Source organism: Streptomyces sp. NPDC003035 (assembly GCF_042888285.1).
Classification (GTDB): Bacteria; Actinomycetota; Actinomycetes; order Streptomycetales; family Streptomycetaceae; genus Streptomyces.
In genome coordinates this window covers 291,519-316,807 of sequence record NZ_JBIAPJ010000002.1, presented here as the reverse complement: position 1 = coordinate 316,807, position 25,289 = coordinate 291,519, and the positions used below count along the sequence as shown (strand labels likewise).

Genomic DNA, 25,289 nt, shown 5'->3' with positions numbered 1-25,289 from the left:
CCCTTCGTCTCGCTCGGCGCCGGGTCACTTGGCGCCGAGGGCGGTCCACACGTCGGCGTCCATCCACGCCGGCAGGGTGTCCTCGCCGTTGGTCCCCTTCTCCACGAAGACGATGTTGTGGTACGCGTGCACGCCGGTGACCGTGCTCTGGGTCGGGGTGGGACGGGTGACCGCGGGATCCCGGTGCTCCCGGTGGTGAAGGTCGTCGATCAGCCCCTTGACCAGCCCGAGCGAGGTGTCGGGGCCGGCGACTCCCCCCGCGCTGCCGCCGAAGTCGGTGAAGTAGGCGGTCTGCAGGTCCTCGATCACGTAGAGGCCGCCGGGGCGCACGTACGGGAACAGGGTCCGGAACGAGGTCCGCACGTGCTCGTTCACATGACTGCCGTCGTCGATGACGATGTCGAACGGTCCGTGGTCCCGCGCCAACGCGGTCAGGTACTCCGGGTCGTTCTGGTCGCCGACGAGCGCCGTGAGCCGGGGCTCGGTCAGCGCGGTCTTGTCGTAGATGTCCAGGCCGAAGACGGTGCCCCGGGGGAAGTACCGCTTCCACATCTTCAGCGAGCCGCCGCCGAGGTCGTCGTCGAAGCCGCCGATCCCGATCTCCAGGACACGCACCGGCCGGTCTCGGTACGGGGCGAAGTGGCGCTCGTAGTGGGCGGTGTACCAGTGGAAACTGGCCCACTTGTCCGAGCCGTAGCGGATGGACAGCTCGCCCAGGTCGGGGCAGCGCCCCGTGCAGCCGGCCATCAGCGTGGCCGTGGCCTGGGACGCCGCGCGCAGCACGATGTTCATCTCGGCGAGGAGTTCGCGCACCTGCTCCGGGTCCTCGGGCGTGGGCACGAAGGAGTTGTGGAAGTCCCCGGTGCGCGGGGAGTCCGCCGGCCCGAAGAGCCGGCGGACCAGCCCCGCGGCGGTGAAGGTCACCCGGGAGCGCACCCGCGCGGAGTCGTCCTCGACGACCCGGATCGGCTCGTCGCGCACCATGCGCAGCGCGACGCCGTGCCGTTCCCCGCCGTGCGTGACGTCCAGGGCCACGTCGACGGAGGCGGTGTTGGCCGGCTCCGGGCAGCGGAAGAGCACCTCCTCGACGAGGACGCGCGCCACCTCGGCCAGACCGACGTCCTTGAGCAGGGCGTCGATCTCGTCGTCGGAGCCGGCTCCGGCTCGGATCAGTCGTCGGATCACTGCGTTCTGTGCGGCATCCACCATGACGGCGTTCCCATCGGTCCACGGAGAGGGTCACGGACACCGTCTGCGGGTCTCCTGGAAACCCGCTCAACCGCCACTGAACGCCGCTACCGGCGAGGCGCCTTCGGACGCGGCCTAGAAGTCCGCGCGGTGGTCGGCCACCCACTGGGCGAAGGTACGGGCGGGCCGTCCCGTGACCTGTTCGGCGGTCGGCCCCACCGGCACGTCCACCGGGTCCTGGAGCAGCCAGTCCACGGCCTCCGCCGGCATGCCCTGCCCGAGCCACAGGGCACGGGCCTCGTCCACCGTCAGCTCGTCGAAGCGGATCGGGCGGCCGAGGACCTCGCCGAGGTCGCGCACCTGCTCGTACTTGGTCAGGGACTGGGGCCCGGCGAAGGAGTACGCCTTGCCCACGTGCCCGTCCTCCAGCAGCGCGGCCAGCGCCACGTCGGCGATGTCGGCCTCGTGGACGGGGGCGCTGCGGGTGCCTCCGAACGGTGCGCGGACCACGTTCTCGGCCCGGATCGAAGGGGCCCACCAGCTCAGCACGTTGGCCATGAACTCGCCGGGCCTGACGTGCGTCCACTCCAGGCCGGACGCCTCCACGGCGCGTTCCACCCCGGTGTGGTGGTCGCCGCTGTAGTCGCCGTCGGCGTACTCGGCCGACACCGAGGAGAGCACGACGATCCGCCGCACGCCCGCCTTCGCCGCCCGCGCGGTGAACTCCTCGGCGGTGCCGGGCACGGGGAAGAGGTACACCCGGTCGACGCCGGCGAGGGCCGCGTCCAGGCTCGCCGGATCGGCCAGATCGCCGCGGACCACCTCCACCCCGGCCGGCAGCGCCGCCTTCTCCGGGGCACGGGTCATCGCCCGCACCCGTACGCCCGCCGCCAGCAGCCCCGTCACCACGTGCCGGCCCACGTTCCCCGTGGCACCCGTCACCAGAACGGTCATCTCGCTTCTCCTTCACTTCTCGTCAGGGCACCGAGCCCTTCGGTGCCGCTGTCCTGTCGTGCGGCGGGCACGGACCCGCCGACGTTTCCGGGCCGTCCTGACGGACGGCTCGAACCGCGGTCGACACGGGCCGTCCAGCGCGTGTCGAGCGCCCGTTGCCACCCTCGGGCCGCGTACGCACACTCGATGTCACGATCCGGGAGGGACCATGACCGGCACCGAAGGACGGGTCGCCGTCGTCACCGGGGCGACCAGCGGTATCGGCCTCGCCGTGGCGCGATCGCTGGGCCGGGACGGGCTGCGGATCTTTCTCTGCGCCCGTGACGCCGACGCGGTCGCGCAGACCGTCAAACTGCTGCGCGAGGAAGGCGTGGACGCCGACGGGCAGGCCTGCGACGTGCGCTCCACCGAGCAGGTGAACGCCTTCGTACGCGCCGCGGTCGACCGGTACGGCTCGGTCGACGTCCTCGTCAACAACGCGGGCCGCAGCGGGGGCGGGCCCACCGCCGAGCTCACGGACGAGCTGTGGCTCGACGTCATCGACACCAACCTCCACAGCGTGCTCCGGGTGACCCGGGCCGCCCTGACCGCCGGAGGCATGCTCGAGCGCGGCCGGGGCCGGATCGTCAACATCGCGTCCACCGGCGGCAAGCAGGGTGTGGTGCTCGGCGCCCCCTACTCGGCCTCCAAGCACGGCGTCGTCGGCTTCACCAAGGCGCTGGGCCTCGAACTGGCCAAGACCGGCGTCACCGTCAACGCGGTCTGCCCGGGGTACGTCGAGACGCCCATGGCCGAGCGGGTCCGCGCCGGGTACGCGGCGGCGTGGGACACCACCCCGGAGGCGGTGCTCGAACGCTTCGAGGCGAAGATCCCGTTGGGCCGGTACACCACCCCCGAGGAGGTGGCGGGCCTGGTCGGCTATCTGATCGGCGACACGGCCGCGTCGATCACCGCCCAGGCCCTCAACGTCTGCGGAGGCCTCGGCAACTACTGATCAAGGCCGGTCACGGGCGCAACCGCGCACCTCGGTCTGCCCGTTCACCGCCGACCCGCCGACCCGCCGACCCGCCGACCCGGTCCCGTCACGTCGGATCGTCTCCTCGGCGCACGTCCGGATCCGGGTCGGCGGGCGTCCCCTTGAGCTCGTGGAAGCCGGGGGTGCCCGCCACCAGCAGCGTCCCGTCCCACAGCCGTCCCGCTTCCTCCCCGCGCGGCACGCGGGACAGGACCGGCCCGAAGAAGGCCAGCGGAGGGAGGCCCGGCTCCGCCGGGTCCGTCACCGCGACGACCGGCGTCCCGGGGCGCGGGCCGAGGAGCCGGACGGCCTCGGCGTGCGAGGACCGCAGCTCCCCGTCGTACGCGGTCGAGCCGCCGGCCGCCGCCAGGTCGGCCGGCAGCCCGGCGTCGGCCAGGGCGACGGCCGGATCGTTGATCCATTTCTTGCTCCTCCCGGCGTTCCCGCCGGTGCCCGAGTCTGCCCAGAGGGCGGCGTGGAAGCGGGCCAGCGCCTCCTGCCCGTGGTGGTGCAGGACGGCCGTGCCGATCCGCACCGGCACCATGAGGAACCCCGTGGGATCTCCCTCGGGATCGTCGTCGGACCCCTCGTTGAGGATGGCCAGGCTCATCAGGTGCCGGCGCAGGTGGAGCGGGCGCACCCGGGCCGCCTCCTGCAACCAGCGGGAGGTGAGCCAGGTGTACGGGCAGGCGGGGTCGAGCCACACGTCCACGGTGCGCGGGCCGGGGGGCCGGACGGCCGGAACGGCTTCGGCGGTCACGGGTGGGGTGCTCCTTCCGGTCGTTCGAGAGGGCCGGGTGCGCGGGCGTCGCGTCACACGGTGGCGTTGCGCATGCCGCGGATGCCCGCGACGACCCCCAGGACTGCGATGGCCGCCGCCGCGACGATCCCGTACAGGACGCCCGCCTCGGCGAACCGGCCGTCGAACAGGGTGCGTTCGGCCTCGACCACGTAGGTCACGGGGTTGACCCGGCTGAGGACGTAGAGCCAGGTCGGCGCGGAGGCCTCGGTGATGGGCAGCAGGACCCCGGAGAGCAGCAGCAGCGGGAAGAAGATCACCTGCTGGACTCCGTAGAACAGGGTCTGCTGCTTGCGGGAGTGGAGCGCGAGGGTGAAGGAGAGGGCCCCGATCCCGACGCCGAAGACGGTCAGCAGCGCCAGCCCGGCCAGGGCGCCGAGCGGGTGCAGCCGGAAGTCGGTCGGCAGCAGCAGGACGAGGATCAGCACGGCCTGTGTCAGCAGGACGACGACTTCCTTCAGGGCCCGGCCGACGAGCATCGAGGCCCGGTTGAGCGGGGTGACGAGCATCCGCTCGAAGGCGCCCGAGGACATCTCGTTGAGGAGCGAGGCGCCGGCCCCCGCGGTGGCGGAGAGGCCGAGCAGGACGAGCATGCCGGGCACGAACCACTGCCAGGGGGAGCCCGTGCCCGTGCCCCCGCCGGCGCCCATGGCCGGGAGCAGGGGCGCGAAGAGGGCGAGGAAGAGGAAGGGCAGCATCATCGTGAAGAGGAGCCCCGCGGGCTGCCGCAGCTCGGGCCCCAGTTCGCGGGCGAACGCGGTCCGGGTGTCGGTGATCACCTTCATGGTCAGGCTCCGTCGCGCGTGGTGGTCGGGGCGGTGGCGTCGGTGCTCTCCCGCAGGGTGCGGCCGGTGAGGGAGAGGAAGACGTCGTCGAGGGTGGGGCGGGTGAGCCGGGCGGTGATCGCCCGTACCCCGGCCGTCTCCAGGTTCCGCAGCAGGAGCGGGAGTTGGGTGTCGCCGTGCGGTGCGCGCACCCGCACCTCGGTTCCTTCGGCGGTCACCTCGTGGACGGTGGGCAGGGCGCGGGCGAGTTCGACGGCCCGGTCCGCGTCGGCGCGGTCGGCGGTTCCCACGGTGATGCGGTCTCCGGCCAGGTCGGCCTTGAGCTGCTCCGGGGAGCCGTCGGCGATCACCCGGCCGTGGTCGACGACCATCACCCGTTCGGCCCAGAGGTCGGCCTCCTCCAGGTAGTGGGTGGTGAAGACGACGGTGGTGCCGAGCTCCTTGTGCAGCCGCAGCACGTGTTCCCAGATGTTGGCGCGGCTGTGCGGGTCGAGTCCGGTGGTGGGCTCGTCGAGGAAGAGCAGTTCCGGCTCGTGGACCAGGGCCATGGCGATGTCCAGGCGGCGGCGCTGGCCGCCCGACAGGGTGCCGACCGTCCGCTGGGCCAGGCCCTCCAGTTCGAGGGCGGTGAGCAGGCGCTCGGCCCGCGCGCGGGACTCGGCGCGGCCGAGACCGTAGGCGCGGCCCTGGATGACGAGTTCGTCGGTGACCCGGAAGTTGCTGCCCGCGCTGTTTCCCTGGCCGAGGTAGCCGATGCGGTGGCGTACGGAGGCGGGGTCGGCCACGACGTCGTGGCCGGCGACGACGGCGGTGCCCGAGGACGGCGGGAGCAGGGTGGTCAGCATCCGCAGACTGGTGGTCTTGCCGGCGCCGTTCGGCCCGAGGAAGGCGACCACGGAGCCGGCTTCGATGTCGATGTCGAGGCCGCGCACGGCTTCGACGGTCTCTCCCTTGGCGCGGAAACTGCGGGTGAGCCCGCGGGTGTGGATCATGGGTTCTCCCGTAGAGGGTTCATGGAGGGGTGTCACGGGGTTACGGGCTGCGCGGGGACCGGCCGGCTCGGTCCCGGGCAGGTTGAGGCAAGGTCAGATGCTCTGGGCCCTTGACTTCTTCGAGCTTAGAAGCGTTAATGACGTCTTTGTCAGCTTCCTTGACGGTTTCGATCCGCCCTTCGATCCGCCCTTCGAACGGGGCGCCGCGGCGCGTACCAGCGCCTCTCCACCGACCTGCCAGCGACCTGCCAGGGACCGCCTCCAGGCTGGCCGCCGACGTGGCGAACGGCCGCGGGCCGGACGGGAAGGTCGGTGTCCTCTTGGTACGACTCACACGCAGACGAATGCTGGGGCTCTCGGCTGCCTCCGGGAGCGCCGCGCTCCTCGGTGGCCCGGCCGCCGCCGCGTCCCCGGCCGGCCCACCCGGTGTCCCACCGGCTGGTCCACCCGCCGTCACGGGCCCGCCGGCCCTGGGCCCGGTGGTGCTGGGGCCGGACGATCCCCGGTACGTCGAGCTCACCACGCGTGGGTACAACGGCCGCTTCACGGGCTCCCCGGACGTGGTGCACCTGGTCGGCTCGGCCGGCCAGGTGGTCCGGGCGGTGGAGGAGGCGGCCCGCGCGGGCAGGCGGGTCGCGGTCCGCAGCGGCGGACACTGCTTCGAGAACTTCGTGGACGACCCCGCCGTACGGGCCCTGATCGACGTCTCCGAGATGGCGGCCGTCTCCTACGACCCGGAGCGTCGGGTCTTCGCCGTCGAGTCCGGCGCCACGCTCGGGCGGGTCTACCGGACCCTCTATCTCGGGTGGGGTGTGACCCTGCCCGGCGGCGGCTGTCCGACGGTCGGAGTCGGGGGCCATGTCGCCGGCGGCGGGTACGGGGCGCTCTCCCGGCGGTACGGGCTGGTCGTCGACCACCTGTACGGGGTCGAGGTGGTCGTCGCCGACCGGTCGGGCAGGGCTCGACAGGTCACCGTCACCCGAGACTCGACCGGCGCCGAGCGCGAGCTGTGGTGGGCCCACACCGGCGGTGGCGGAGGCAACTTCGGCGTCGTCACCCGCTATCTGTTCCGCTCGCCCGGCGCCGCCGGAGCCCCGGGCGACCTGCTGCCCAGGCCGCCCGCCGCCGTGCGCTCGGTCTCCGTCGGCTGGCAGTGGCAGGACCTGGACCGGGAGGCCTTCACCCGGCTCCTGCGCGCCCACGGGGAGTGGCACCGACGGCACGCCGGACTCGACTCGCCCTACGCGGAGCTGTCGAGCGGGCTCACTCTGGGCCACCGGACGAACGGGCGGATCACGGTGGACGCCGCGCTCGACGCCGACCGACCGCGGTCGAAGGAACTCCTGGACGCCTTCGTCGCCGAGCTGACGGCTGCGGCCGGAGTCCCGCACACGACGGCCACGGCCACCACACCGTGGCTGAAGTCGGTCCTCGGAGGCGTGCAATGGCCCGGCGGGGCCCGGTTCAAGTCGAAGTCCACGCTGCTGCGGGAACCCTGGAACGACCGTCAGATCGGTGTGCTCCACGACCATCTCGGCCGGGGCGGCGAGGAGTTCGCCACCGCCGCCGTCTACCTCACCTTCCTCGGTGGACGGATCAACGCGGTCGCCCCGGAGGCCACCGCCATGCCCCACCGGGACTGCCTCTTCAGCGCCGTGCACGAGACCCTCTGGGGCGAGGAGGAGCAGACCGAGCGCCAACTGGCATGGGTCCGGGGCCTCTACCGCGAACTCCATGCCGACACCGGCGGAGTCCCGGTGCCGAACGCGGCCAACGGCGGCGCCTACGTCAACTACCCCGACACCGATCTCGCCGACCCGCGGTGGAACACCTCCGGCGTGCCCTGGAGCACCCTCTACCACCGCGGTCAGTACGAGCGGCTGCGCCGGGTCAAGGAACGCTGGGACCCGCTCGACCTGTTCCACCACGCGCTGGGCGTCCGCCCGCCGGCCCGGCCGCCGGCCGGCTGACCGCCCCACCCTCGGCGGACCGGGCACCCCCCGTGCCGAGTTGTCGTCGAGTCTCCGACGAGAGGCGGCACCGAAGCTGGCTCCGCTCACCCCGAGCGGAGCCGGACGGAGGACCATGTCACAGTCCCGAACCCACCACACCGAGCACACGATCGCGGTGGCCGCGCCGGCGCGCCGCGTCTTCGACCTGATCGTCGACGTCGGCCGCTGGCCCGAGACCTTTCCGCCCACCGTGCACGTCGAACACGTCGAGCGGAGCGAGACCGAGGAGCGCATCCGGATCTGGGCCACCGCCAACGACGAGGTCAAGACCTGGACCTCGCGCCGGCTCATCGACCACGACCGGCTCAGCGTCCGCTTCCGGCAGGAGGTCTCCCAGCCGCCCGTGGCCGCCATGGGCGGTGAGTGGATCGTCGAGGAGATCTCCGCCACCGAGAGCCGGGTACGGCTGCTCCACGACTTCCGGGCCGTCGCCGACGACCCCGAGAAGACGGCCTGGATCGAGCGGGCCGTCGACCGCAACAGCGGCGCCGAGCTGGCCGCGCTGCGCACCGCGGCCGAACAGGCCGAGGCCCGCGCCGACCTGGTCCTGACCTTCGAGGACACGGTCGAACTCACCGGCGGCGGCATCAAGGACGCCTACGCCTTCGTCAACGAGGCGGACCTCTGGCCCGAGCGGCTCCCGCACGTGGCCGGCACCGTCATGACGGAGGACGTCCCCGGGGTGCAGACCCTGGAGATGGAGACCCGGTCACCGGACGGATCCACCCACACCACGGGCTCCGTCCGCATCTGCTTCCCCCACGACCGGATCGTCTACAAGCAGCTGCGCACCCCCGCCCTGATGACGGCCCACACGGGGCGGTGGCTGTTCCAGGAGGACGCGCGGGGCGCACGGATCACCTCCGTCCACACCGTGGTCCTCAACGAGGAGGCCGTCCCGACCGTCCTGGGACCGGACGCCTCCCTCGCCGACGCCCGCGCGTTCGTGCGGAACGCCCTGAGCCGTAACAGCACGACCACCATGGAGCACGCCGTCGCCCACGCCCGTGGTCAGGGCGCCTGACGTAGTTCCGCCGGAAGCCACCGGACGACAAGGGAGGGGGAGGACCGGGTCACCCCGGTCTCCCCCTCCCTTCGGCACGCCCCTCCTCACTCCTTCGCGCCGCCGAGCGTCGCGTGGGAGAGCCAGTCCACCGCGTCGGGGTAGGTGAACGGGTGCATGAACGCGCCCGCCCGGACGTCCCGGTAGAGCCGGGCCAGCGGATGGGATCCCGAGTAGGACGCGCCGCCGATCACCGACAGACAGTCGGAGACGATCTCCGGCGCCAGCCGGTTCACCATCAGCTTGGCGCGCTGGAAGTCGAACATCATGCGTCGGCCGCGTTCCACCGGATCGCCGTCGAACTCGTACGCCAGGTGGTCCGCCACCGACAGCGTGCTCCCCACCGTGGTCCGCAGCGCGTACAACCGGGACTCGATCTCCGCCAGCAGGGTGCGCACGCCCGCCGAGGGCGACCCGCCCCGCCGGGTGAGCTCGGACACCACCAGGTCCCGGGCGGCCTGGGCCACACCCACGTAGATCCCCAGCATCGTGATCGAACTGACCGTCTGCCCGGCCAGCGCCGCGTCGTTCACTTCCCCGACCGGCCCGCGCAGGAACACGTCCTCGACCCCGATCGGGCAGTCCTCGAGCAGGATGTCCACGCTGCCCGAGGCCCGCATGCCGAGCCCGTCCCAGTTGTCGAGGACGGTCAGCCCCGGGGTCCGGCGCGGCAGGACGGCGGCGGCCGACCGCGTCACCCCCGCCACGTCCACGCGGGCCGAGATGACGAAGTCGGTCGCGATCGGTGCCATGCTCGCCAGGGTCTTGCGCCCCGACAGCAGCCAGCCGCCGTCCGGCGCCGGCCGCAGGCGGGTGACCACCCGGCCCCCGCCGGCGTCCTTCACCGTCGTGCACACCACCGCCTCGCCCGAGCCCATGCCCCGCAGCAGCCGCTCGGCCAGCGCCCGCGCCCGGTCGTCCGCGTACAGCCACTCGTGGGTGAGGGTCAGCCCCCGGCTGAGCTGCATGTGCAGGGCGAGCGCGGTGGACGCGTCCGCCTCGGCCACCGTCGTCAGGGCCAGAGCGACGTCGTGCAAGGAGGCGACGCCCAGCCCGCCGAGCTCCGTCGGCACAGTGGCCCCGAGTACCCCGCTCGTGCGCAGCCCCTCGAACACCTCGACCGGGAAGGTCCCGTCCCGGTCGTGCTGCCGGGCCCCGTCCCGCATCCGCGGAAGGTGACCGGTCAGCAGATCGAGCAGCGCTCCGCCCGAGGACGTCCTCGGGTCGCGCAGATCCGCCGTGACCGCCCGGTCCCTGTGGTGCGTCGCCATCGCGTTCCCCGCTTCCTTCACTCGACTCCGGTCGCCCGGTGCGATCGGGACGGTCCCGATGATGTCCGCAGCGGTTCGACGACCGTTGGAAAGCCACTGCCCCCTCTCTCGGAACCGGTCAGTCGCCCGTCTCCCGCAGATAGCGGTCCAGGGCGCGCCGGTGATAACCGGGCCCGAAGACCGCAGCGGCCGGCGCCGGCACCAGGCTCCGCAACTTCGCCACCGACGGACAGTGCGAGAAGGCGCTCTCACCGCCACCCACCACCTCCTCCACGGCCTCAAGCCCCAGCCGCAGCTTGAGATGGGCGACGATCTCCCGGACGTCCACACAGTCGCCGGAGGCCACGTTCACCGTCTCGTCACGGACCCCGGAGGCCAGCAGTCCGTCGACCAGATCGACGAAGTCCGACACGTGCAGCAGATCGCGCCGGGCCCCCGGATGGACCCGGACCCGCCCCGCCCGCACCTGCGACACCAGCGCGGGCACCAGCCGGAACCCCGGCCCGTGCGGCCCCAGCACATAGGACAGGCGCAGGATCAGATGGGCCGCGCCCGACTCCCGGACCACGGACTCCAGAGCGAACTTGTGCCGGCCGTAACGGGTGGTCGGGACGAGCGGATCGTCCTCGCGGCCACGGCAGCCGGGGCCGCCGTACATGCTCACCGTGGAGAAGAAGACCAGGAGTTCGCCCCGGCGCCGGCAGCGCGCGACCGTCTCGCGTACGAGTGCCGCCTCCCGCTCGTGCTCGGAGTCCGGCAGATGCTGGCGCGGAACGCCCGCCGCCAGCACCGTCACCCCGGGATGCGCCTCGCGCAACGGCCACAGATGCCGGGCGATGAAACCCTTGCCGATGATGTCCATGACCGCGTCACCCTAGGGCGCGGGTGCCATGCGCCCCTCGTGGCCGGCTCGACGGCCGGTCCGGTCCGAGCCACGGGAAGTCGAGGGGTGGTCGAGGACGCCTGCCTAGCGTCCTTCCCATGGTGGCGAGCATGACCGACGGGGCGTTGGGGCGCGTACTGCTGACCCTGCGCGGCGTCCAATGGATCCTGGGCACTAAAGGCGACCCGTACGCGCTGCTGCTCCGCGCGGCAGGAGACGACCGGGCCGAACTCGGCCGGAGCGTCCGCGCCCGGGGCTCCCTGTACTGGAGCAGCGCCGAGGCATGGGTGACGGCCGACCGCGCGGTGGTCTCCGCCGCGCTGGCCGACCGGCGCCTCACACCGCGGCCCCCCGGCACCGCGCGCGGAGAGCCGCACGGCGATCCGGCCGGCGAACCCGCGCCCTGGGACGTGCCGACCCTGCGGGAGGCGCTTCCGCTGGCCGAACTCCCGGCCGCGCTGGACCGGGAGGAGTACGAGCGGCTGCGGCGATGGGCCGACCCCGTGCTCGGCGAGCGGGCGCTGCGCCCCTGGCACGCGGCGGCCGTACGGGCCTACCGGAGCCGGGCGTCCGCGGTGGGGGAGCGGTTCGACCTGCTGGACGACCTGGTCCGGCCCGCCACCGTGGAGGCCGCGCGCACCTTGCTCGGTCTCCCGGAGCACCGGGCCGCCCGGTTCGCCGAGCTGTCGGCACAGCTCGGCGGCGTCCTGGACGCGACGCTCTGCCCGCCACGTCTGGAGACGGCCCGCCGGTACCGCGCCGCGCTCCCCGAATTCCACGCCCTGCTCGCCGAGACGATCGCGGCGGCGGACACCCCCAGCGCCCTCGGCACGCGCGGCACCCCCGGCGGGCACGCCCTCGCCGGCCGGCTCACGACCCTCCCGGCCCCCGACGGCCGGGCCGCGCCCGCCGACGCCCTGACCGTGTGCGCCCTGCTGGCCCTGGTCGGCGTCGACGTCGCCACCACGCTGATCGCCGACGCGACCGCCCTCCTCCTCGACCACCCCGACCAGTGGAAGGCGCTCCGGAAGGACCCCGACCTCGCACCCGCCGTCGTCGCGGAGACCCTGCGGTACGCGCCCCCCGTCCGCCTGCACCGCCTGTACGCGCGCCAGGACCTGGAACTCGCCGGGACCCCGGTGGCGGCGGGGGAGGAAGTCGTCCTGCTGATCGAGGCGGCCCACCGCGATCCGCGCCACCACCGCGATCCGGACCGCTTCGACATCCACCGGACCGCCCACGACCGGCACCCCCTCCCGGACGACGGCCACCTCGGCGGCCTCGTCGGCCCGGTGGCGCGCCTGGCCGCCGAGGCCGCCCTACGGGCCCTCGCCGCCGACCTGCCCGAACTGGTCCGGACCGGCGAGATGGTCCGCCGGCTCCGATCCCCGATCACCGGCGGCGTACTCCGGTTCCCCGCCGCCCGCCCAGGCAACGTCCGGTCGTCGTCAGCGACCCGGACCCTATGAACCCCGAGGAAGGCCCCATGTGCCGTGTCTGTGGAGGACCCGTCCGTCAGTTCTTCGACTTCGGGCGCCAACCACTCTCCGACGCGTTTGTGGACCCCGCCCGCGTCGACGAGGAGTACTTCTACCGGCTCGCCATCGGCATCTGCGAGTCCTGCGGCATGACCCAGCTCCTGGACGAGGTGGCCCGGGACCGGATGTTCCACGAGGCCTACCCCTACCACTCGTCCGGCTCGGTCCACATGCGCCGCCACTTCGAGCAGACCGCGGGCCGGCTCTCCCGCGAACACCTGCGAGGCCCCGACCCCTTCGTCGTGGAGATCGGCTGCAACGACGGGGTGATGCTGCGGGCCCTGGCCAAGGAGGGCATCCGCCACCTCGGGGTCGAGCCCTCCGGCGGTGTCGCCGAACTCGCCCGCCAGCAGGGGGTACGGGTCCGCACCGAGTTCTTCGAGGAGGCGACGGCCGCCGAGATCGTGGCGGCCGACGGCCCGGCCGACCTCGTCTACTCGGCCAACACCATCTGCCACATCCCCTACCTCGACTCCGTCTTCCGGGGCCTCGACACCCTGCTGGCCCCGGACGGCGCCTTCGTCTTCGAGGACCCCTACCTCGGCGACATCCTCGAACGCACCTCGTTCGACCAGATCTACGACGAGCACTTCTACTTCTTCACCGTGGGCTCGGTCCAGGCCGCCGCCGCCCGCTTCGGCTTCGAGGTCGTCGACGTCGAGCGGCTCCCGGTGCACGGCGGCGAGCTCCGCTACACCCTGAAGCGGGCCGGCCGGGGCACTCCCAGCCCCGCCGTGGCGGCGCTGCTCGCCGAGGAGGACCGCAGGGGGATCGGCACCCCCGAGGTCTTCCACGCCTTCGCCGCGGGGGTCGAACGCATCCGCACCGATCTGACCGGCCTCCTACGGGAGTTGCGCGCCGACGGCAAGCGGATCGTCGGCTACGGCGCCACCGCCAAGAGCGCCACGGTGACCAACTTCTGCGGCATCGGACCCGAGTTGATCGACTGGGTCTGCGACGTGACCCCGGCCAAGCACGGGAAGCTCATGCCCGGCTCGCACATCCCGGTCCGCCCCACCGAGACCCTCGCCGACCCCTACCCGGACTACGCGCTGCTCTTCGCCTGGAACCACGCCGAGGAGATCATGGCCAAGGAGCGGCTTTTCCGCGAGTCCGGGGGGCGCTGGATCGTGTACGTGCCCGAGGTCCGCATTCTCTGACCACAGAACGCCGCCGGCAACGCCGGCACCACCACCAGCAACGAGGACGGTGTCATGCAGTCGCGACAGCTCGCCGTGGACGGCGCGTTCGAGTTCCGCCCGAAGGTCTTCACCGACGAACGGGGGCTCTTCGTCTCCCCCTTCCAGGAGACCGCCGCCCGACAGACCCTCGGCCACCCCCTGTTCCCCGTGGCCCAGACCAACCACAGCCGCTCCCGGCGCGGATCGATCCGGGGCGCCCACTACACCCTCACGCCCCCGGGCATCGCCAAGTACGTCTACTGCGCGCGTGGCCGTGCCCTGGACATCGTCATCGACGTCCGGGTCGGCTCGCCCACCTACGGCCGCTCGGAGGCCGTCCTGCTCGACCAGGAGGACTTCCGGGCGGTCTACTTCCCGGTGGGCGTGGCCCACGCCTTCGTGGCGCTGGAGGACGACACCGTGATGTCGTACATGCTCTCCGGCGAGTACGTACCGGAGAACGAGCTGGCCCTCTCCGTCTTCGACCCGGCCCTCGACCTGCCGCTGCCGACGGACATCGACCCGGTCATGTCCGAACGCGACCGGGCCGCGCCCACCCTGGAGACGGCCGAGAAGTCCGGCACGCTCCCCGAGTACCGCAGGTGCCTGGAGATCGAGCGGGCGTTGTGCGGCGGCCCGGCCCGGTGACCGCCGAACGCGAGCCCGCCGTCGCCGTGTTCGGCGCGACGGGCTGCGTGGGCCGCGCGGTGACCGCCGCGTTCGCCCGGGCCGGCCGGCCGGTCGTCGAGGTGGCGCGCCGCCGGCCCCCCGGCCGGGCCGGCGGCCGGTTCCTCGCCCTCGACGCGGCCGCCGCCGACCCCGCCGTACTCGCCGGCCTGCTCGCCGAGGCGGGTGTGGACACCGTGGTCAACGCGGCCGGCGGCTGGGTCACCGGGGAGACGGAGAACGAGCGCGCCCACGTCCTCCTCGTCGAGAACCTGCTCGCCGCGCTCGCCCGGGCACCGAGGCCGCTCCGCCTGGTGCAGATCGGGTCCGTCCACGAGTACGGCCCGCTCCCCGCCGGCACCGCCGCCGAGGAGACGCGCGTGCCACGCCCCGTCTCCGCCTACGCGCGCACCAAACTCGCCGGCGGCGAGGCCGTGCTCCGGGCCACCCGCGACGGACTCGTGGACGGGGTGGTGCTGCGCGCCGTCAACCTCTGCGGCCCGGACGCGATGGACGTCGGCTTCCTCGGCGCGGCCGTCCGCCGGCTGCGCGCCGCCACGCCCGACCGGCCGGCCGAGCTGACCGTCGCCGACGCCCGCCGTGACTTCCTCGACGTACGGGACCTGGCCGCGGCCGTCCTCGCGGCCGCCACCGCCCCCGTGGCCGGGCAGATCATCAACGTGGGTCGCGGCGAGGCCGTCCCCATGTCCCACCTGCTCGACCTGCTCATCGCGGCGGCCGGCCCGCCGCCCGGAGCGGTCCGGCTGAGCACCGCGCCCGTCGACTCCCGGGGCGGCGACTGGACCCTGGCCGACATCGGCCGCGCGGCCCGGCTGCTGGGCTGGCGACCGACGGTGGACCTGCCCGAATCGATCAAGGACATGTGGGACGCCTCCGGCGCGGACCACTCCGTGGAGCAGCCATGACCGAAGCCACCACGCACCCCGCGCGCCGGCCGCGCGGCTCCGCCCCGCCGCGCGCCGCCACACCCCTCCGCGTCGCCGCCTCGGCGTACGCCCGGGAGGGCGGCCTCACCGCGCACTCCACGTTCCACGACTGGTACGCCGAGGCCGGTGAACGCGCTTTCACCCGGGTGGAACGGGTCCCGCTCGACGAGCTGGACGGCTGGGAGACCGACCCGGGCACCGGCAACCTGCGCCACCACACCGGCGGCTTCTTCACCGTGGAGGGCCTGGAGGTGCGGATGCCGGCCGGGGCCGTCCCGGCCTGGAGCCAGCCCATCATCAACCAGCCCGAGGTCGGCGTCCTGGGCATCCTCGTCAAGGAGTTCGACGGGGTCCTGCACTGCTTGATGCAGGCCAAGGTCGAACCCGGCAACGCCAACGGCGTGCAGATCTCCCCGACCGTGCAGGCCACCCGCAGCAACTACACCCGCGTCCACGGCGGCCGTCCCGTGCCCTACCTGGACCGGTTCCGGGACCCGGGCCCGCGCGGCCCGCTCGTCGACGTACGCCAGTCCGAACAGGGATCGGCCTTCCACCACAAACGCAACCGGAACATGGTCGTCGAGGCCGACGGAGACGTGGAGGTCCACGACGGCTTCCGCTGGCTGACCCTCGGCCAGCTCCACCGCCTCCTCGCCGAGGACGACCTGGTCAACATGGACGCCCGTACGGTCCTGTCCTGCCTGCCGTTCGCCCACGAGGAGCTGGCCCGGGAGTTCGGGCCGCCCGCCGACGCCTTCCGGGCGGCCCTCTTCCGCTCCTGCGACCCGTACGCCGAGGCCCGGCACCCCATGGGCGCCGTCCTCAGCTGGATCACCGAGGCCCGCACCCGCACCGAGGTCCGCGCCCGCCGCGTCCCGCTGGCCGGCCTGCCCGGCTGGCACCGCACCCCGGAGCGGATCTCCCACACCACCGGGGCCTTCTTCGACGTGATCGGCGTACGTGTGGAGGCCGGCGGCCGGGAGGTGGCCCGCTGGTCCCAGCCGATGATCGAACCGCACGGCACCGGCGTCGTCGCCTTCCTGACCCGGTCCATCGACGGGGTCCTGCACGTCCTGATGAACGCCCGGGTCGAGGCGGGCTACATGGACGTCGTCGAACTGGCGCCCACCGTCCAGTGCACCCCCGCCTCCTACGCACACCTGCCGAGGAGCGCCCGGCCGCGTTTCCTCGACGAGGTGGAGCATCCGGACCCCGCGCGGGTCCGGTTCCACTCCGTCCTCTCGGAGGAGGGCGGACGCTTCCACCACGCGCGCAACCGCTATCTGATCGTCGACACCGACCTCGACGTCCCGCCCGACGATCCCGACTACCGGTGGATGACCGCGCACCAGCTCGTCGAGCTGCTGCGCCACAGTCACTACCTCAACATCCAGGCCCGCAGCCTGGTGGCCTGCCTGCAGAGCCTGCTGATGCCGGGAGAACCGGCGCCGACCGCGGAGAGGAAGGTCCGGACATGAACGCCGCCGCCGACCACGAGGAGAACGTACGACCGGTCACCGGCTGCCGGGTGTGCGGCGCCTCCGACTGGCAGGAGATCGTCTCCTTCGGCGAGGTGCCGCTGGCCAACGCCTTCCTGACACCGGCCGCCTCCTACGAGGACGAACCCGCCTACCCGCTGGGCGTGATCTCCTGCCGCTCCTGCCGGCTGATGAGCGTCACCCACGTCGTCGACCCCGAGGTCCTGTACCGGAGTTACAGCTACGTCACCTCGGACTCCGAGACCATCACCCGCCACATGGAGTCCGTCGCCGCCACCTGCCGGGAACGCGGCGGGCTCGCCCCCGGCGACCTCGTGGTGGAGCTCGGCAGCAACACCGGCCAGCAGCTGGCCGCCTTCGCCCGGGAGGGCGCCCGGGTGCTCGGCGTCGACCCCGCCCGGAACCTGGCGGCCGTCGCCAACGAGCGCGGGACACCGACGCTCCCCGAGTTCTTCACTGCCGCCACCGCTGAGATGGTCCGCCGCTCCCACGGCCCCGCGCGCCTCATTCTCGGCCGGCACGTCTTCGCCCACATCGACGACCTGGCCGGGGTGCTCGCCGGCGTGCACGCCCTGCTCGCCCCCGACGGGGTCTTCGCCATCGAAGTCCCCTACGCGGTGGACCTTCTGGAGAAGCTCGCCTTCGACACCATCTACCACGAGCACCTGTCGTACTTCCTGGTGCGCACCCTGGACACGCTCTTCACCCGCCACGGCCTGAGCCTCTTCGACGTGGAACGGCTGCCGGTCCACGGCGGCTCGCTCCTGGTCCTGGTCGGCAGGCCCGAGGCGGGGCGCCCCGTCACCGACGCCGTCTCCACCCTGATCGAGGCGGAGGAGCGGGCCGAGCTCGGGAGCGACGCCGGCTACCGGGAGTTCGCCCGGGGCGTGCGGACCATCCGCGAGGAGCTTCCGGCCCTGGTCCGCTCCCTGGTCGCGGAGGGCAACCGGGTGGCCGGCTACGGAGCCTCGGCCAAGGGCACCACGATCCTCAACATCTGCGGCCTGGGGCCGGCCGAGGTGGCCTACTGCACCGACACCACCTCGCTGAAGCAGGGCAAGGTGCTGCCCGGGACGCACATCCCGGTGCGCAGCCCCGAGGACGCCCAGGCCGATCCGCCCGACGTCTACCTGATGCTGGCGTGGAACTACGCGGAGGAGATCCTCCGCAAGGAGGCGGACTTCCTGCGCGCGGGCGGCCGGTTCGTCCTCCCCTTCCCCAAACCGGTGATCGTCTCGGCCGACTCCGTCCGCTGAACGCTCGGAGCAGGCAGGGGGAGCGGGGACGCTGTACGCGCGAGGCCCGGCGGACGTCACGGAGACGTCCGCCGGGCCTCGCGCCGTCGTCAGGGCCGGTCGTCGCGGGTCACGTACCGCTCGCGCACCCGCCACTCCCCGTCCTCGACGACCAGGACGTCCTCGCACACGCACATGAGCAGCAGCTTCGGCGCCTCGTCCCGGCGCGTCGCCACCACCTGTACGTACGAGCGCACCCGCACCGAGCCGTCCGGCTCCGGGTCGTCCACCGCCGCCGTGGTCAGCAGGTGCCGGCGCGCCTCGCCCTCGGCGGCCAGCGCCTCGTGCGCCTTGCGGACCCCGGCCGCGAGGGCGGCGCGTCCGCGGATCGGCTCGGGCAGGGAGGGCGGCGCGAACAGGCCGTCCTCGGTGAAGGTGGCGGCCCACGCCTCGGCCTCACCCGAGTCCAGCAGCTGCATCTGCCGGGCGTGGAACCGCTGGATGCCGGCGCTGAGCGACGCGTCCGGGCCGAGCGACGCGTACGGGGGGCCGACGGTCTCCATCAGGGATCTCCCTCCTCGCCCGCGGGGTCGCGGGTCGCTGCCGCAGATGCTCGCGTGCCCCCTTGGAGCCGGGCTCGTACCCGAACCGGTCCCCGACTCCAGTACGGCTCCACCGTTGTTCCGGCCCCGGTCGGGAGGATGCCCACCCTGACGGCCGCCCCGAGCCCCTGGAGGTGCGATGTGAGGATCGTCGACCTGTCCTCGCCGGTGGACGCGGCGCTCTGGGAACCCGACCCCGTGGAGCACCACGTCCTCACGCCCCGCGAGGGCGCCCTGCACATGAGCGAGGAGATGCGCACCCACTTCGGCATCGACTTCGACCCCGACGAGCTGCCCGACGGCGAGTTCCTCTCCCTCGACCGCCTCACCCTCACCACCCACACCGGCACCCATGTGGACGCGCCCTCCCACTACGGGTCCCGGGCCGGCTACGGCGACGGCGTGCCACGGCACATCGACGCCATGCCGCTGGACTGGTTCCTGCGCCCCGGCATGGTGCTCGACCTCACCGACGCTCCGACGGGCGTGATCGGCGCGGACCGGCTGGAGAAGGAGTTCGCCCGGGTCGGCCGCACCCCGGACCCGCTGGACATCGTCCTGCTGCACACCGGCGCACAGCGCCACCGGGGCACTCAGCGGTACTTCACCGACTTCGCCGGCCTCGACGGACCCGCCGTCCACCTGCTGCTCGACCTGGGCGTCCGGGTCATCGGCACGGACGCGTTCAGCCTGGACGCCCCCTTCGGCGACATCATCGCCCGCTACCGGGCCACCGGGGACCGCTCGGTGCTCTGGCCCGCGCACATGATCGGCAGGGACCGCGAATACTGCCAGATCGAACGGCTGGCCAACCTGGAGGCGTTGCCCGGCGCGGACGGCTTCCAGGTCTCCTGTTTCCCCGTGAAGATCGCCGGCGCGGGCGCGGGCTGGACCCGCGCGGTCGCACTCGTCGACGCATGAGCCCCACCGGCCCGCGCGTCCGTCGCGGGTCCCTGCCGCCCGATCCCGGGCCCGCACCCGAAGGAGGCCGATGTTCGGTCACGACCTGGCGGACGTCTACGAGTTGGTCTACCGCTCCCGCGGCAAGGACTGGGCCGAGGAAGCCGCCGAGACCAGCCGGCTGATCAGGGAACGCCTGCCCGCTGCGGACTCCCTGCTCGACGTCGCCTGCGGCACCGGCGCCCATCTGGAGACCTTCGACGGTCTCTTCGGGCACACCGAGGGCCTGGAACTCTCCGCGGCGATGCTGGAGCGCGCCACGGGCAGGCTCCCCGGCGTGCCCCTGCACCAGGGCGACATGCGCGCGTTCGACCTCGGGCGGAGCTTCGACGCCGTGGTCTGCCTCTTCACCGCCATCGGCTACCTGCGGAGCCTCGCGGACATGCGGGCGGCGGTCGCCACCATGGCCCGCCATCTGCGGCCCGGCGGGGTGCTCGTCGTCGAACCGTGGTGGTTCCCCGAGCGGTTCCTCGACGGCTACGTGGCCGGCGACCTGGCGAGCGACGAGCACCGGACGGTCGCCCGGATCTCGCACTCGACCCGCGAGGGCCGGACCACGCGCATGGAGGTCCGGTTCGTGATCGGCGAGGCAGGGGGCATCAGGGAGTTCACCGAGGTCGACCTCCTCACCCTCTTCACGCGCGAGGAGTACTTGGCCGCCTTCGCGGACGCCGGCTGCCCGGCGGAGTACCTCAGGCCGGAGTGGACGGCGCGCGGGCTCTTCGTCGCGCGCCGCGGCTGAGACGCCGGGAGCCGCGAGGCTCCGGCCCCGCGGTTCCCGGGCGCACGCCGCCCGGGAACCGCTCACACGGCCGTGGCGAGCTCGTCGGCGATTGTCATCACATAGCGGCCGTACGCCGAGTTGCCCAGCCGCGCGCCCAGCCGGTGACCGTCCTCCGGAGCGATGAACCCCTTCCGCAGCGCCACCTCCTCGACACACGCGATCCGCACCCCCTGCCGCTCCTCCAGGGTCTGGACGTACTGCGCCGCCTGGAGCAGGGACTCGGGGGTCCCGGTGTCCAGCCAGGCGAAGCCCCGGCCGAGTTCCCGCAGCCGGGCCCTTCCGCGCTCCATGTACAGGCGGTTCAGGTCGGTGATCTCCAACTCGCCACGCGCCGAAGGACGCAGTTCAGCGGCCCGCGCGACGACGTCGTTGTCGTAGAAGTAGAGGCCGGTGATCGCGCGGTTGGAGCGGGGCCGCGACGGTTTCTCCTCGATCGAGATCAGCATTCCGTTCGCGTCGGTCTCGCCCACTCCGTACCGTTCGGGATCATGTACCTCGTAACCGAACAGAAGGCAGCCCTGTAAATTCTCCCGCTCCTGCCGGAGCACCTCGGAGAAGGAATGCCCATGAAATATGTTGTCGCCGAGCACCAGCGCCACGGAATCGTCGCCGATGTGGTCGGCGCCGATGACGAAGGCCTCCGCGATCCCGTTCGGCTTGGGCTGCTCCGCGTAGTCGATCCGGAGTCCCAACTGGCTTCCGTCGCCCAGTAGTCGGCGGAACTGAGGGAGGTCGTGCGGGGTGGAGATGATCAGGATGTCCCGGATGTCGGCCAGCATCAGCACCGACAGCGGATAGTAGATCATCGGCTTGTCGCCGACCGGTAAGAGCTGTTTGGAAACGGCCAGCGTGATCGGATACAACCGGCTTCCCGTGCCCCCGGCCAGAATGATTCCTTTCATGGTGGCGATGCTATCCACGTGATATCCGGAGCCACAAGGACGAGAATCCGGCGTCGAGGTGCAATCGAGGTGGATACGAGCGGTATCCGCTGAACTCGGTGCCCATCCGAGCGGAAATGGAGAACGCCTGTGACCATTCGTGTCTGGGGATATCTGGACGAGTACGCGGCAGAACGCGAGGAGATTCTCGACGCGGTCGACACCGTCTTCGGCTCCGGTCGCCTCGTCCTCGCCGACAGCGTCCGGTCGTTCGAGGAGGAGTTCGCCGCCCGGCACGGAGTCCCGCACTGTGTCGGCGTGGACAACGGCACCAACGCCGTCAAACTCGGCCTGGAGGCGCTCGGCGTGGGACCGGGCGACGAGGTGATCACCGTCTCCAACACCGCGGCCCCGACCGTGGTCGCGATCGCCGGCACCGGCGCGACTCCGGTCTTCGTGGACGTCCGCGAGGACTACCTCATGGACGTCTCCCAGGTGGCGGCCGCCATCACCCCGCGCACCCGCTGCCTGCTCCCCGTCCACCTCTACGGCCAGTGCGTCGACATGGCCCCGCTGGAGGAACTGGCCGCGAGGCACGGCCTTGCCGTCCTCGAGGACTGCGCCCAGGCGCACGGCGCCCGCCACCACGGCCGGATCGCCGGGACCATGGGCAAGGCCGCCGCCTTCTCCTTCTACCCGACGAAGGTCCTCGGGGCCTACGGCGACGGCGGCGCCGTCGTCACATCCGACGCGGAGGTGGACGGCGCGCTGCGACGGCTGCGCTACTACGGCATGGAGGAGCGGTACTACGTCACCGCCCTGCCCGGCCACAACAGCCGGCTGGACGAGGTGCAGGCCGAGATCCTCCGCCGCAAACTCCGACGGCTCGACGACTACGTGGCGGCCCGCCGCGAGGTGGCCCGGCGCTACGCCGAGGGGCTCGCCGACACCGACCTGGTCCTCCCCGAGACCGCCCCGGGCAACGAGCACGTCTACTACGTGCATGTCGTGCGCCACCCACGCCGGGACGAGATCATCGAGGCCCTCCGGGAGCGCGACATCGAGCTCAACATCAGCTACCCCTGGCCGATCCACACGATGACCGGCTTCGCGCACCTGGGCTACCGGGAGGGCTCCCTGCCCGTCACCGAACGGCTGGCCCGCGAGATCTTCTCGCTGCCCATGTACCCCTCCCTGACCACGGACGCGCAGGACAGGGTCATCGAGGCTCTGCGCGACGTCCTCAAGACCCTGTCCTGACCGCACGCCCCGGGGCGCGCCGCCGTCAGTGCCCCGCGTCGGCGGCCGTCACCGACAGCCGGGCCGTGAACAGCCCGTTCACGCTCCGGCTGAGGGCCCGCAGCGCGGCGGCGTGCGGGGCGAACTCCGGGTGACGCACGGCCCGTTGGAACGACGCCTGGTCCGTCCACACGGCCAGGTTCACATAGCCGGCCGGATCGTCCACCTCCCGCAAGAGGCTGTGCCGGACGAAGCCGGGCTGCCGCGCCATGAAGGCGGAGGTCCGGGCGAACACCTCCTCGAACTCCTCGGCCGCCCCGTGCACGGTGAACCTGTTCACGAAGGTCACCTCGGGATCGTGCCCGGAGGCGCCGGCCGTACCGGCTTCGTCGACAGCGTCGGAACTCTGTTCCTCGTTCGGCATGGGCAGGACCACCCTCGTCTCGTCGTGTCCGTCCGGCGGCCGCGGACGCGTGGCGGCGAGCCTGTCAGCCGTCCGTGGAGGACGTCTCGACACCGGCTGGGCCGTGCCGCGCTCACCTGGCGCACACCTCCTCGATCACGGGCGCCGGGGCGAGCGTCTCCTCCAGCCGCTCCTTGGCGTACGCCCGGGTCAGGCGGTCGAAGACGTAGCGGCCGACTCCCTCGGCACAACGGTCCGTGGCCAGCAGGTGGTTGTCCGCGAGGACCTCCAGGACGGCCTCCAGTTCCCGCACCGGCCGGCTCAGCAGCTCCGCGGCCTGGGCCGCGGAGAAGGGCGTCTCGCCCATCATGCTGAGCAGCCGGAAGACCCCCTGCTCGGCATGGGTGAGCCCGGCGTAGCTCGCGTCGAACCGGGACCGTACGTCCAGCTCGCCCAGCCGGGCCACGTCGAGGATCCGCGGCGTCGCGTCGAGCCGGTCGGCCAGCGCCGTCAGCGAGAGGCCCGGCCGGGCCGCCAGCCGGCCGCCGACGCAGCGCAGGGCCAGCGGATGGCGGCCCAGCACCTCGACGATCCGCTGCGCGGCCTCCGGTTCCCGCTCAACGCGCTGCCTGCCCGCGAGGACCGCGAGGATCTCCAGGGCCTCCTCCAGGGGCGGCGGGCACAGTTCGACGCGCTCGGCCTCGACCAGCGCGGTCATCCTCCGGCGGCCGGTGACCAGCAGCGCGCAGCGGGGATCGGCGGGCAGCAGGTGCCGAATCTGGGCCGAGTTCGCCACGTCGTCCAGCAGGACCAGCACGCGGCGGCCTGCCGTACGGGACCGGAACAGCGCCCCGCACTCCTCCAGACTCTCCGGCATCCGCGAGGTCGGAACCTCCAGGGCCCGCAGGAAGCCGCGGAGCACCTCGGCGGGGTCGCGCGGATCGGGACAGGAACCGCGCAGGTCCGCGTAGAGCTGGCCGTCGGTGAAGCGCGGGCGGAGCATGTGCGCCAGATGGACGGCCACCGCGCTCTTGCCGACCCCCGGAGGTCCGGTCACCACGCCGATGCGCGCCGCCGTGCCGTCGGCGCCCGGTCCGTCGGGGTCGCGCAGCGCCGCCTCCAGCTCCTTCAGTACGTCGTGCCGGCCGACCAGTCCCGCGAGTCCGGCGGGCAGCTGGGCCGGCGTCCCGATCGACTCCCGGAGTTCGGGGCCGTCGGCGGCGCCGGGAACGGGCGGGGCCCGGTGGGGGGCCAGCGGGCCGGGCCCGAAGGTGAGGGAGGGCATGGGCTCGGGTACGGGGACCGGAACCGGGGGCGGCGGCGGGGAGCCGACCGCCGGGGCCGGGGCCGGGTCCGGGGCCATGTCCGGGACGGGCGAAGGCGCGTGGGCAGGGGCGCGGGAAGGGGCGTGGGACGGGGCGGGTTCGGGCCGTGGCCGCCGCGGGGGCTCCAGGGGTTCGGCGGGGGAGTCGGAGAGCAGGGTGTGCTGCAGGCGCGCGAGTTCCTTGCCCGGTTCCAGGCCCAGCTCGTCGATCATCTTCTGGCGCAGGCTCTGGTACACCTCCAGCGCCTCGTGCCGACGGCCGGACCGGTGCAGGGCCAGCATCAGCAGCCCGTGCAGGTGCTCGTGGAGCGGGTGAGTCAGTACCAACGACTTGAGCTCGCTGATGAGTTCGCGGTGCCGGCCGGTCTCCAGGTCGACCTCGATCCGCAGTTCGAGGATGCGGAAGCGCAGCTCCTCCAGGCGGGTCACGTACGAGAAGAGCCGTCCCCCGGTCTCTACGTCGGCGAGCGCGGGCCCGCGCCAGAGGGCCAGGGCGCGACCGAAGCTCTCCGACGCGCCGGCGGAGTCGCCCTGTTGGAGAAGCTTCTGCCCTTCCTCGGCCTGCTCCTCGAACTTGCTGACGTCCAGGCTCGACGCCGGGATGGTCAGGCTGTACCCACCCGGCTGGGTCTGGAGCAGGCTTCCGAGCCCCTGCTTCAGCAGGAGTTTGCGGAACTTGTAGATGTATGTCTGCAGGGTGGTCACCGCGCTCGGGGGCGGGAGTTCGGGCCATAACTCGTCGATCAGCTCCGAGGCCTGCACCACGGTGTTGTGCCGCAGCATGAGCAGCGAGATGACCTGGCGCGGCTTGGGCGCGGTCGGCATGATGTTGCGACCCTGCCAGAGAATTTCGACGGGACCCAAAAGCCGGAACTCCAAGATGTTTCCTCCCGTTTCAGTAATTCCTGCGTAGCCTGTCGTGCTCTCACGTCTGCCCGCGGTGCTTCGGTCTGGGGCGCGCCGGCGTGGGGATGGGATGGGGATGAAGGGAAGGGGCTCTTAATCGCGTCAATGTGGGTGGGAGGCGCGCGGTAATCGCGCTCCTGCTGTCTCTTTCGCATCGCCTCC

23 protein-coding genes are annotated in these 25,289 nt (G+C 72.6%); 12 read left to right on the top strand and 11 right to left on the bottom strand.

All coding sequences use genetic code 11. The annotated features are described in order from the left end of the window. Positions 1 to 24 precede the first annotated feature (24 nt). Positions 25 to 1,209 (bottom strand): hypothetical protein, encoded by a 1,185-nt coding sequence (locus ACFYV5_RS07650; RefSeq protein ID WP_389165583.1) that lies wholly within the window; start codon positions 1,207 to 1,209, stop codon positions 25 to 27. A 114-nt stretch (positions 1,210 to 1,323) separates the two neighbouring features. Then, positions 1,324 to 2,142, bottom strand: a complete 819-nt coding sequence (locus ACFYV5_RS07645) for an NAD(P)H-binding protein (protein ID WP_389165580.1) — start codon at positions 2,140 to 2,142, stop codon at positions 1,324 to 1,326. A gap of 208 nt (positions 2,143 to 2,350) precedes the next feature. On the opposite strand from ACFYV5_RS07645, the gene ACFYV5_RS07640 reads away from it, so the two are divergent. Then, positions 2,351 to 3,136: an SDR family NAD(P)-dependent oxidoreductase gene (locus tag ACFYV5_RS07640; RefSeq protein WP_355107671.1), complete on the top strand. Its 786-nt coding sequence runs from the start codon at positions 2,351 to 2,353 to the stop codon at positions 3,134 to 3,136. 88 nt (positions 3,137 to 3,224) lie between these two features. On the opposite strand, the gene ACFYV5_RS07635 is transcribed toward ACFYV5_RS07640, so the two are convergent. From ACFYV5_RS07635 to ACFYV5_RS07625, 3 genes are read right to left on the bottom strand one after another with little or no spacing between them, the layout of a single operon-like run. Next, positions 3,225 to 3,917 (bottom strand): disulfide bond formation protein DsbA, encoded by a 693-nt coding sequence (locus ACFYV5_RS07635; protein ID WP_355107669.1) that lies wholly within the window; start codon positions 3,915 to 3,917, stop codon positions 3,225 to 3,227. A 53-nt stretch (positions 3,918 to 3,970) separates the two neighbouring features. Beyond that, entirely contained in the window at positions 3,971 to 4,741 is a 771-nt protein-coding gene (locus ACFYV5_RS07630; protein ID WP_389165576.1) for an ABC transporter permease, read from the bottom strand. Between the two features lie 2 nt (positions 4,742 to 4,743). Then, positions 4,744 to 5,733, bottom strand: coding sequence for an ATP-binding cassette domain-containing protein (locus ACFYV5_RS07625; RefSeq protein WP_389165574.1), 990 nt, complete (start codon positions 5,731 to 5,733; stop codon positions 4,744 to 4,746). A 344-nt stretch (positions 5,734 to 6,077) separates the two neighbouring features. On the opposite strand from ACFYV5_RS07625, the gene ACFYV5_RS07620 reads away from it, so the two are divergent. Next, complete coding sequence (locus tag ACFYV5_RS07620) at positions 6,078 to 7,703, top strand: FAD-binding oxidoreductase (RefSeq protein WP_389165571.1); 1,626 nt, start codon at positions 6,078 to 6,080, stop codon at positions 7,701 to 7,703. Positions 7,704 to 7,818: 115 nt separating this feature from the next. After that, positions 7,819 to 8,769 (top strand): aromatase/cyclase, encoded by a 951-nt coding sequence (locus tag ACFYV5_RS07615; protein WP_389165568.1) that lies wholly within the window; start codon positions 7,819 to 7,821, stop codon positions 8,767 to 8,769. An 86-nt stretch (positions 8,770 to 8,855) separates the two neighbouring features. Here ACFYV5_RS07615 and ACFYV5_RS07610 read toward each other — a convergent pair whose 3' ends face one another. Both ACFYV5_RS07610 and ACFYV5_RS07605 read right to left on the bottom strand, forming a co-directional pair. After that, positions 8,856 to 10,079 carry an acyl-CoA dehydrogenase family protein gene (locus tag ACFYV5_RS07610; protein ID WP_355107659.1) on the bottom strand — a complete coding sequence of 408 codons (1,224 nt, stop codon included), beginning with the start codon at positions 10,077 to 10,079 and terminating at the stop codon, positions 8,856 to 8,858. Between the two features lie 118 nt (positions 10,080 to 10,197). Beyond that, entirely contained in the window at positions 10,198 to 10,941 is a 744-nt protein-coding gene (locus ACFYV5_RS07605) for an NAD-dependent epimerase/dehydratase family protein (protein ID WP_389165564.1), read from the bottom strand. Positions 10,942 to 11,060: 119 nt separating this feature from the next. On the opposite strand from ACFYV5_RS07605, the gene ACFYV5_RS07600 reads away from it, so the two are divergent. The 6 genes from ACFYV5_RS07600 to ACFYV5_RS07575 are packed head-to-tail and all read left to right on the top strand — an operon-like array spanning position 11,061 to position 18,049. Beyond that, the gene (locus ACFYV5_RS07600; RefSeq protein ID WP_389165562.1) at positions 11,061 to 12,431 is read left to right on the top strand and encodes a P450-derived glycosyltransferase activator; all 1,371 of its coding nucleotides are present in this window, start codon (positions 11,061 to 11,063) and stop codon (positions 12,429 to 12,431) included. A gap of 17 nt (positions 12,432 to 12,448) precedes the next feature. Further along, complete coding sequence (locus ACFYV5_RS07595; protein WP_389165558.1) at positions 12,449 to 13,660, top strand: methyltransferase domain-containing protein; 1,212 nt, start codon at positions 12,449 to 12,451, stop codon at positions 13,658 to 13,660. Positions 13,661 to 13,714: 54 nt separating this feature from the next. Further along, positions 13,715 to 14,329, top strand: coding sequence for a dTDP-4-dehydrorhamnose 3,5-epimerase family protein (locus tag ACFYV5_RS07590; RefSeq protein ID WP_093798919.1), 615 nt, complete (start codon positions 13,715 to 13,717; stop codon positions 14,327 to 14,329). Beyond that, positions 14,326 to 15,273 (top strand): NAD(P)-dependent oxidoreductase, encoded by a 948-nt coding sequence (locus ACFYV5_RS07585; protein ID WP_355107650.1) that lies wholly within the window; start codon positions 14,326 to 14,328, stop codon positions 15,271 to 15,273. The genes ACFYV5_RS07590 and ACFYV5_RS07585 overlap by 4 nt, the downstream gene beginning before the upstream one ends. Then, positions 15,270 to 16,772, top strand: a complete 1,503-nt coding sequence (locus ACFYV5_RS07580; protein ID WP_389165554.1) for an NDP-hexose 2,3-dehydratase family protein — start codon at positions 15,270 to 15,272, stop codon at positions 16,770 to 16,772. The genes ACFYV5_RS07585 and ACFYV5_RS07580 overlap by 4 nt, the downstream gene beginning before the upstream one ends. Beyond that, positions 16,769 to 18,049: a methyltransferase domain-containing protein gene (locus tag ACFYV5_RS07575; RefSeq protein ID WP_389165551.1), complete on the top strand. Its 1,281-nt coding sequence runs from the start codon at positions 16,769 to 16,771 to the stop codon at positions 18,047 to 18,049. The genes ACFYV5_RS07580 and ACFYV5_RS07575 overlap by 4 nt, the downstream gene beginning before the upstream one ends. Positions 18,050 to 18,138: 89 nt before the next feature. Here the strand turns inward: ACFYV5_RS07575 and ACFYV5_RS07570 are convergent, their stop codons facing one another. Beyond that, positions 18,139 to 18,591, bottom strand: coding sequence for a nuclear transport factor 2 family protein (locus ACFYV5_RS07570; protein ID WP_389165548.1), 453 nt, complete (start codon positions 18,589 to 18,591; stop codon positions 18,139 to 18,141). 180 nt (positions 18,592 to 18,771) lie between these two features. Here ACFYV5_RS07570 and ACFYV5_RS07565 point away from each other — a divergent pair, with 180 nt between their 5' ends. Both ACFYV5_RS07565 and ACFYV5_RS07560 read left to right on the top strand, forming a co-directional pair. After that, the gene (locus ACFYV5_RS07565; RefSeq protein WP_355107642.1) at positions 18,772 to 19,551 is read left to right on the top strand and encodes a cyclase family protein; all 780 of its coding nucleotides are present in this window, start codon (positions 18,772 to 18,774) and stop codon (positions 19,549 to 19,551) included. Between the two features lie 70 nt (positions 19,552 to 19,621). Beyond that, on the top strand, positions 19,622 to 20,332 hold the full coding sequence (locus ACFYV5_RS07560) for a class I SAM-dependent methyltransferase (protein WP_389165545.1): 711 nt from the start codon (positions 19,622 to 19,624) through the stop codon (positions 20,330 to 20,332). Positions 20,333 to 20,394: 62 nt separating this feature from the next. Here ACFYV5_RS07560 and rfbA read toward each other — a convergent pair whose 3' ends face one another. Then, entirely contained in the window at positions 20,395 to 21,276 is an 882-nt protein-coding gene (gene rfbA, locus ACFYV5_RS07555) for a glucose-1-phosphate thymidylyltransferase RfbA (RefSeq protein WP_355107638.1), read from the bottom strand. 129 nt (positions 21,277 to 21,405) lie between these two features. On the opposite strand from rfbA, the gene ACFYV5_RS07550 reads away from it, so the two are divergent. After that, positions 21,406 to 22,515, top strand: coding sequence for a DegT/DnrJ/EryC1/StrS family aminotransferase (locus ACFYV5_RS07550; RefSeq protein ID WP_389165542.1), 1,110 nt, complete (start codon positions 21,406 to 21,408; stop codon positions 22,513 to 22,515). Positions 22,516 to 22,540: 25 nt separating this feature from the next. Here the strand turns inward: ACFYV5_RS07550 and ACFYV5_RS07545 are convergent, their stop codons facing one another. Both ACFYV5_RS07545 and ACFYV5_RS07540 read right to left on the bottom strand, forming a co-directional pair. After that, the gene (locus tag ACFYV5_RS07545) at positions 22,541 to 22,918 is read right to left on the bottom strand and encodes an antibiotic biosynthesis monooxygenase family protein (RefSeq protein ID WP_389165539.1); all 378 of its coding nucleotides are present in this window, start codon (positions 22,916 to 22,918) and stop codon (positions 22,541 to 22,543) included. Between the two features lie 112 nt (positions 22,919 to 23,030). After that, on the bottom strand, positions 23,031 to 25,046 hold the full coding sequence (locus ACFYV5_RS07540) for a BTAD domain-containing putative transcriptional regulator (RefSeq protein ID WP_389165537.1): 2,016 nt from the start codon (positions 25,044 to 25,046) through the stop codon (positions 23,031 to 23,033). Between the last annotated feature and the right edge of the window lie 243 nt (positions 25,047 to 25,289).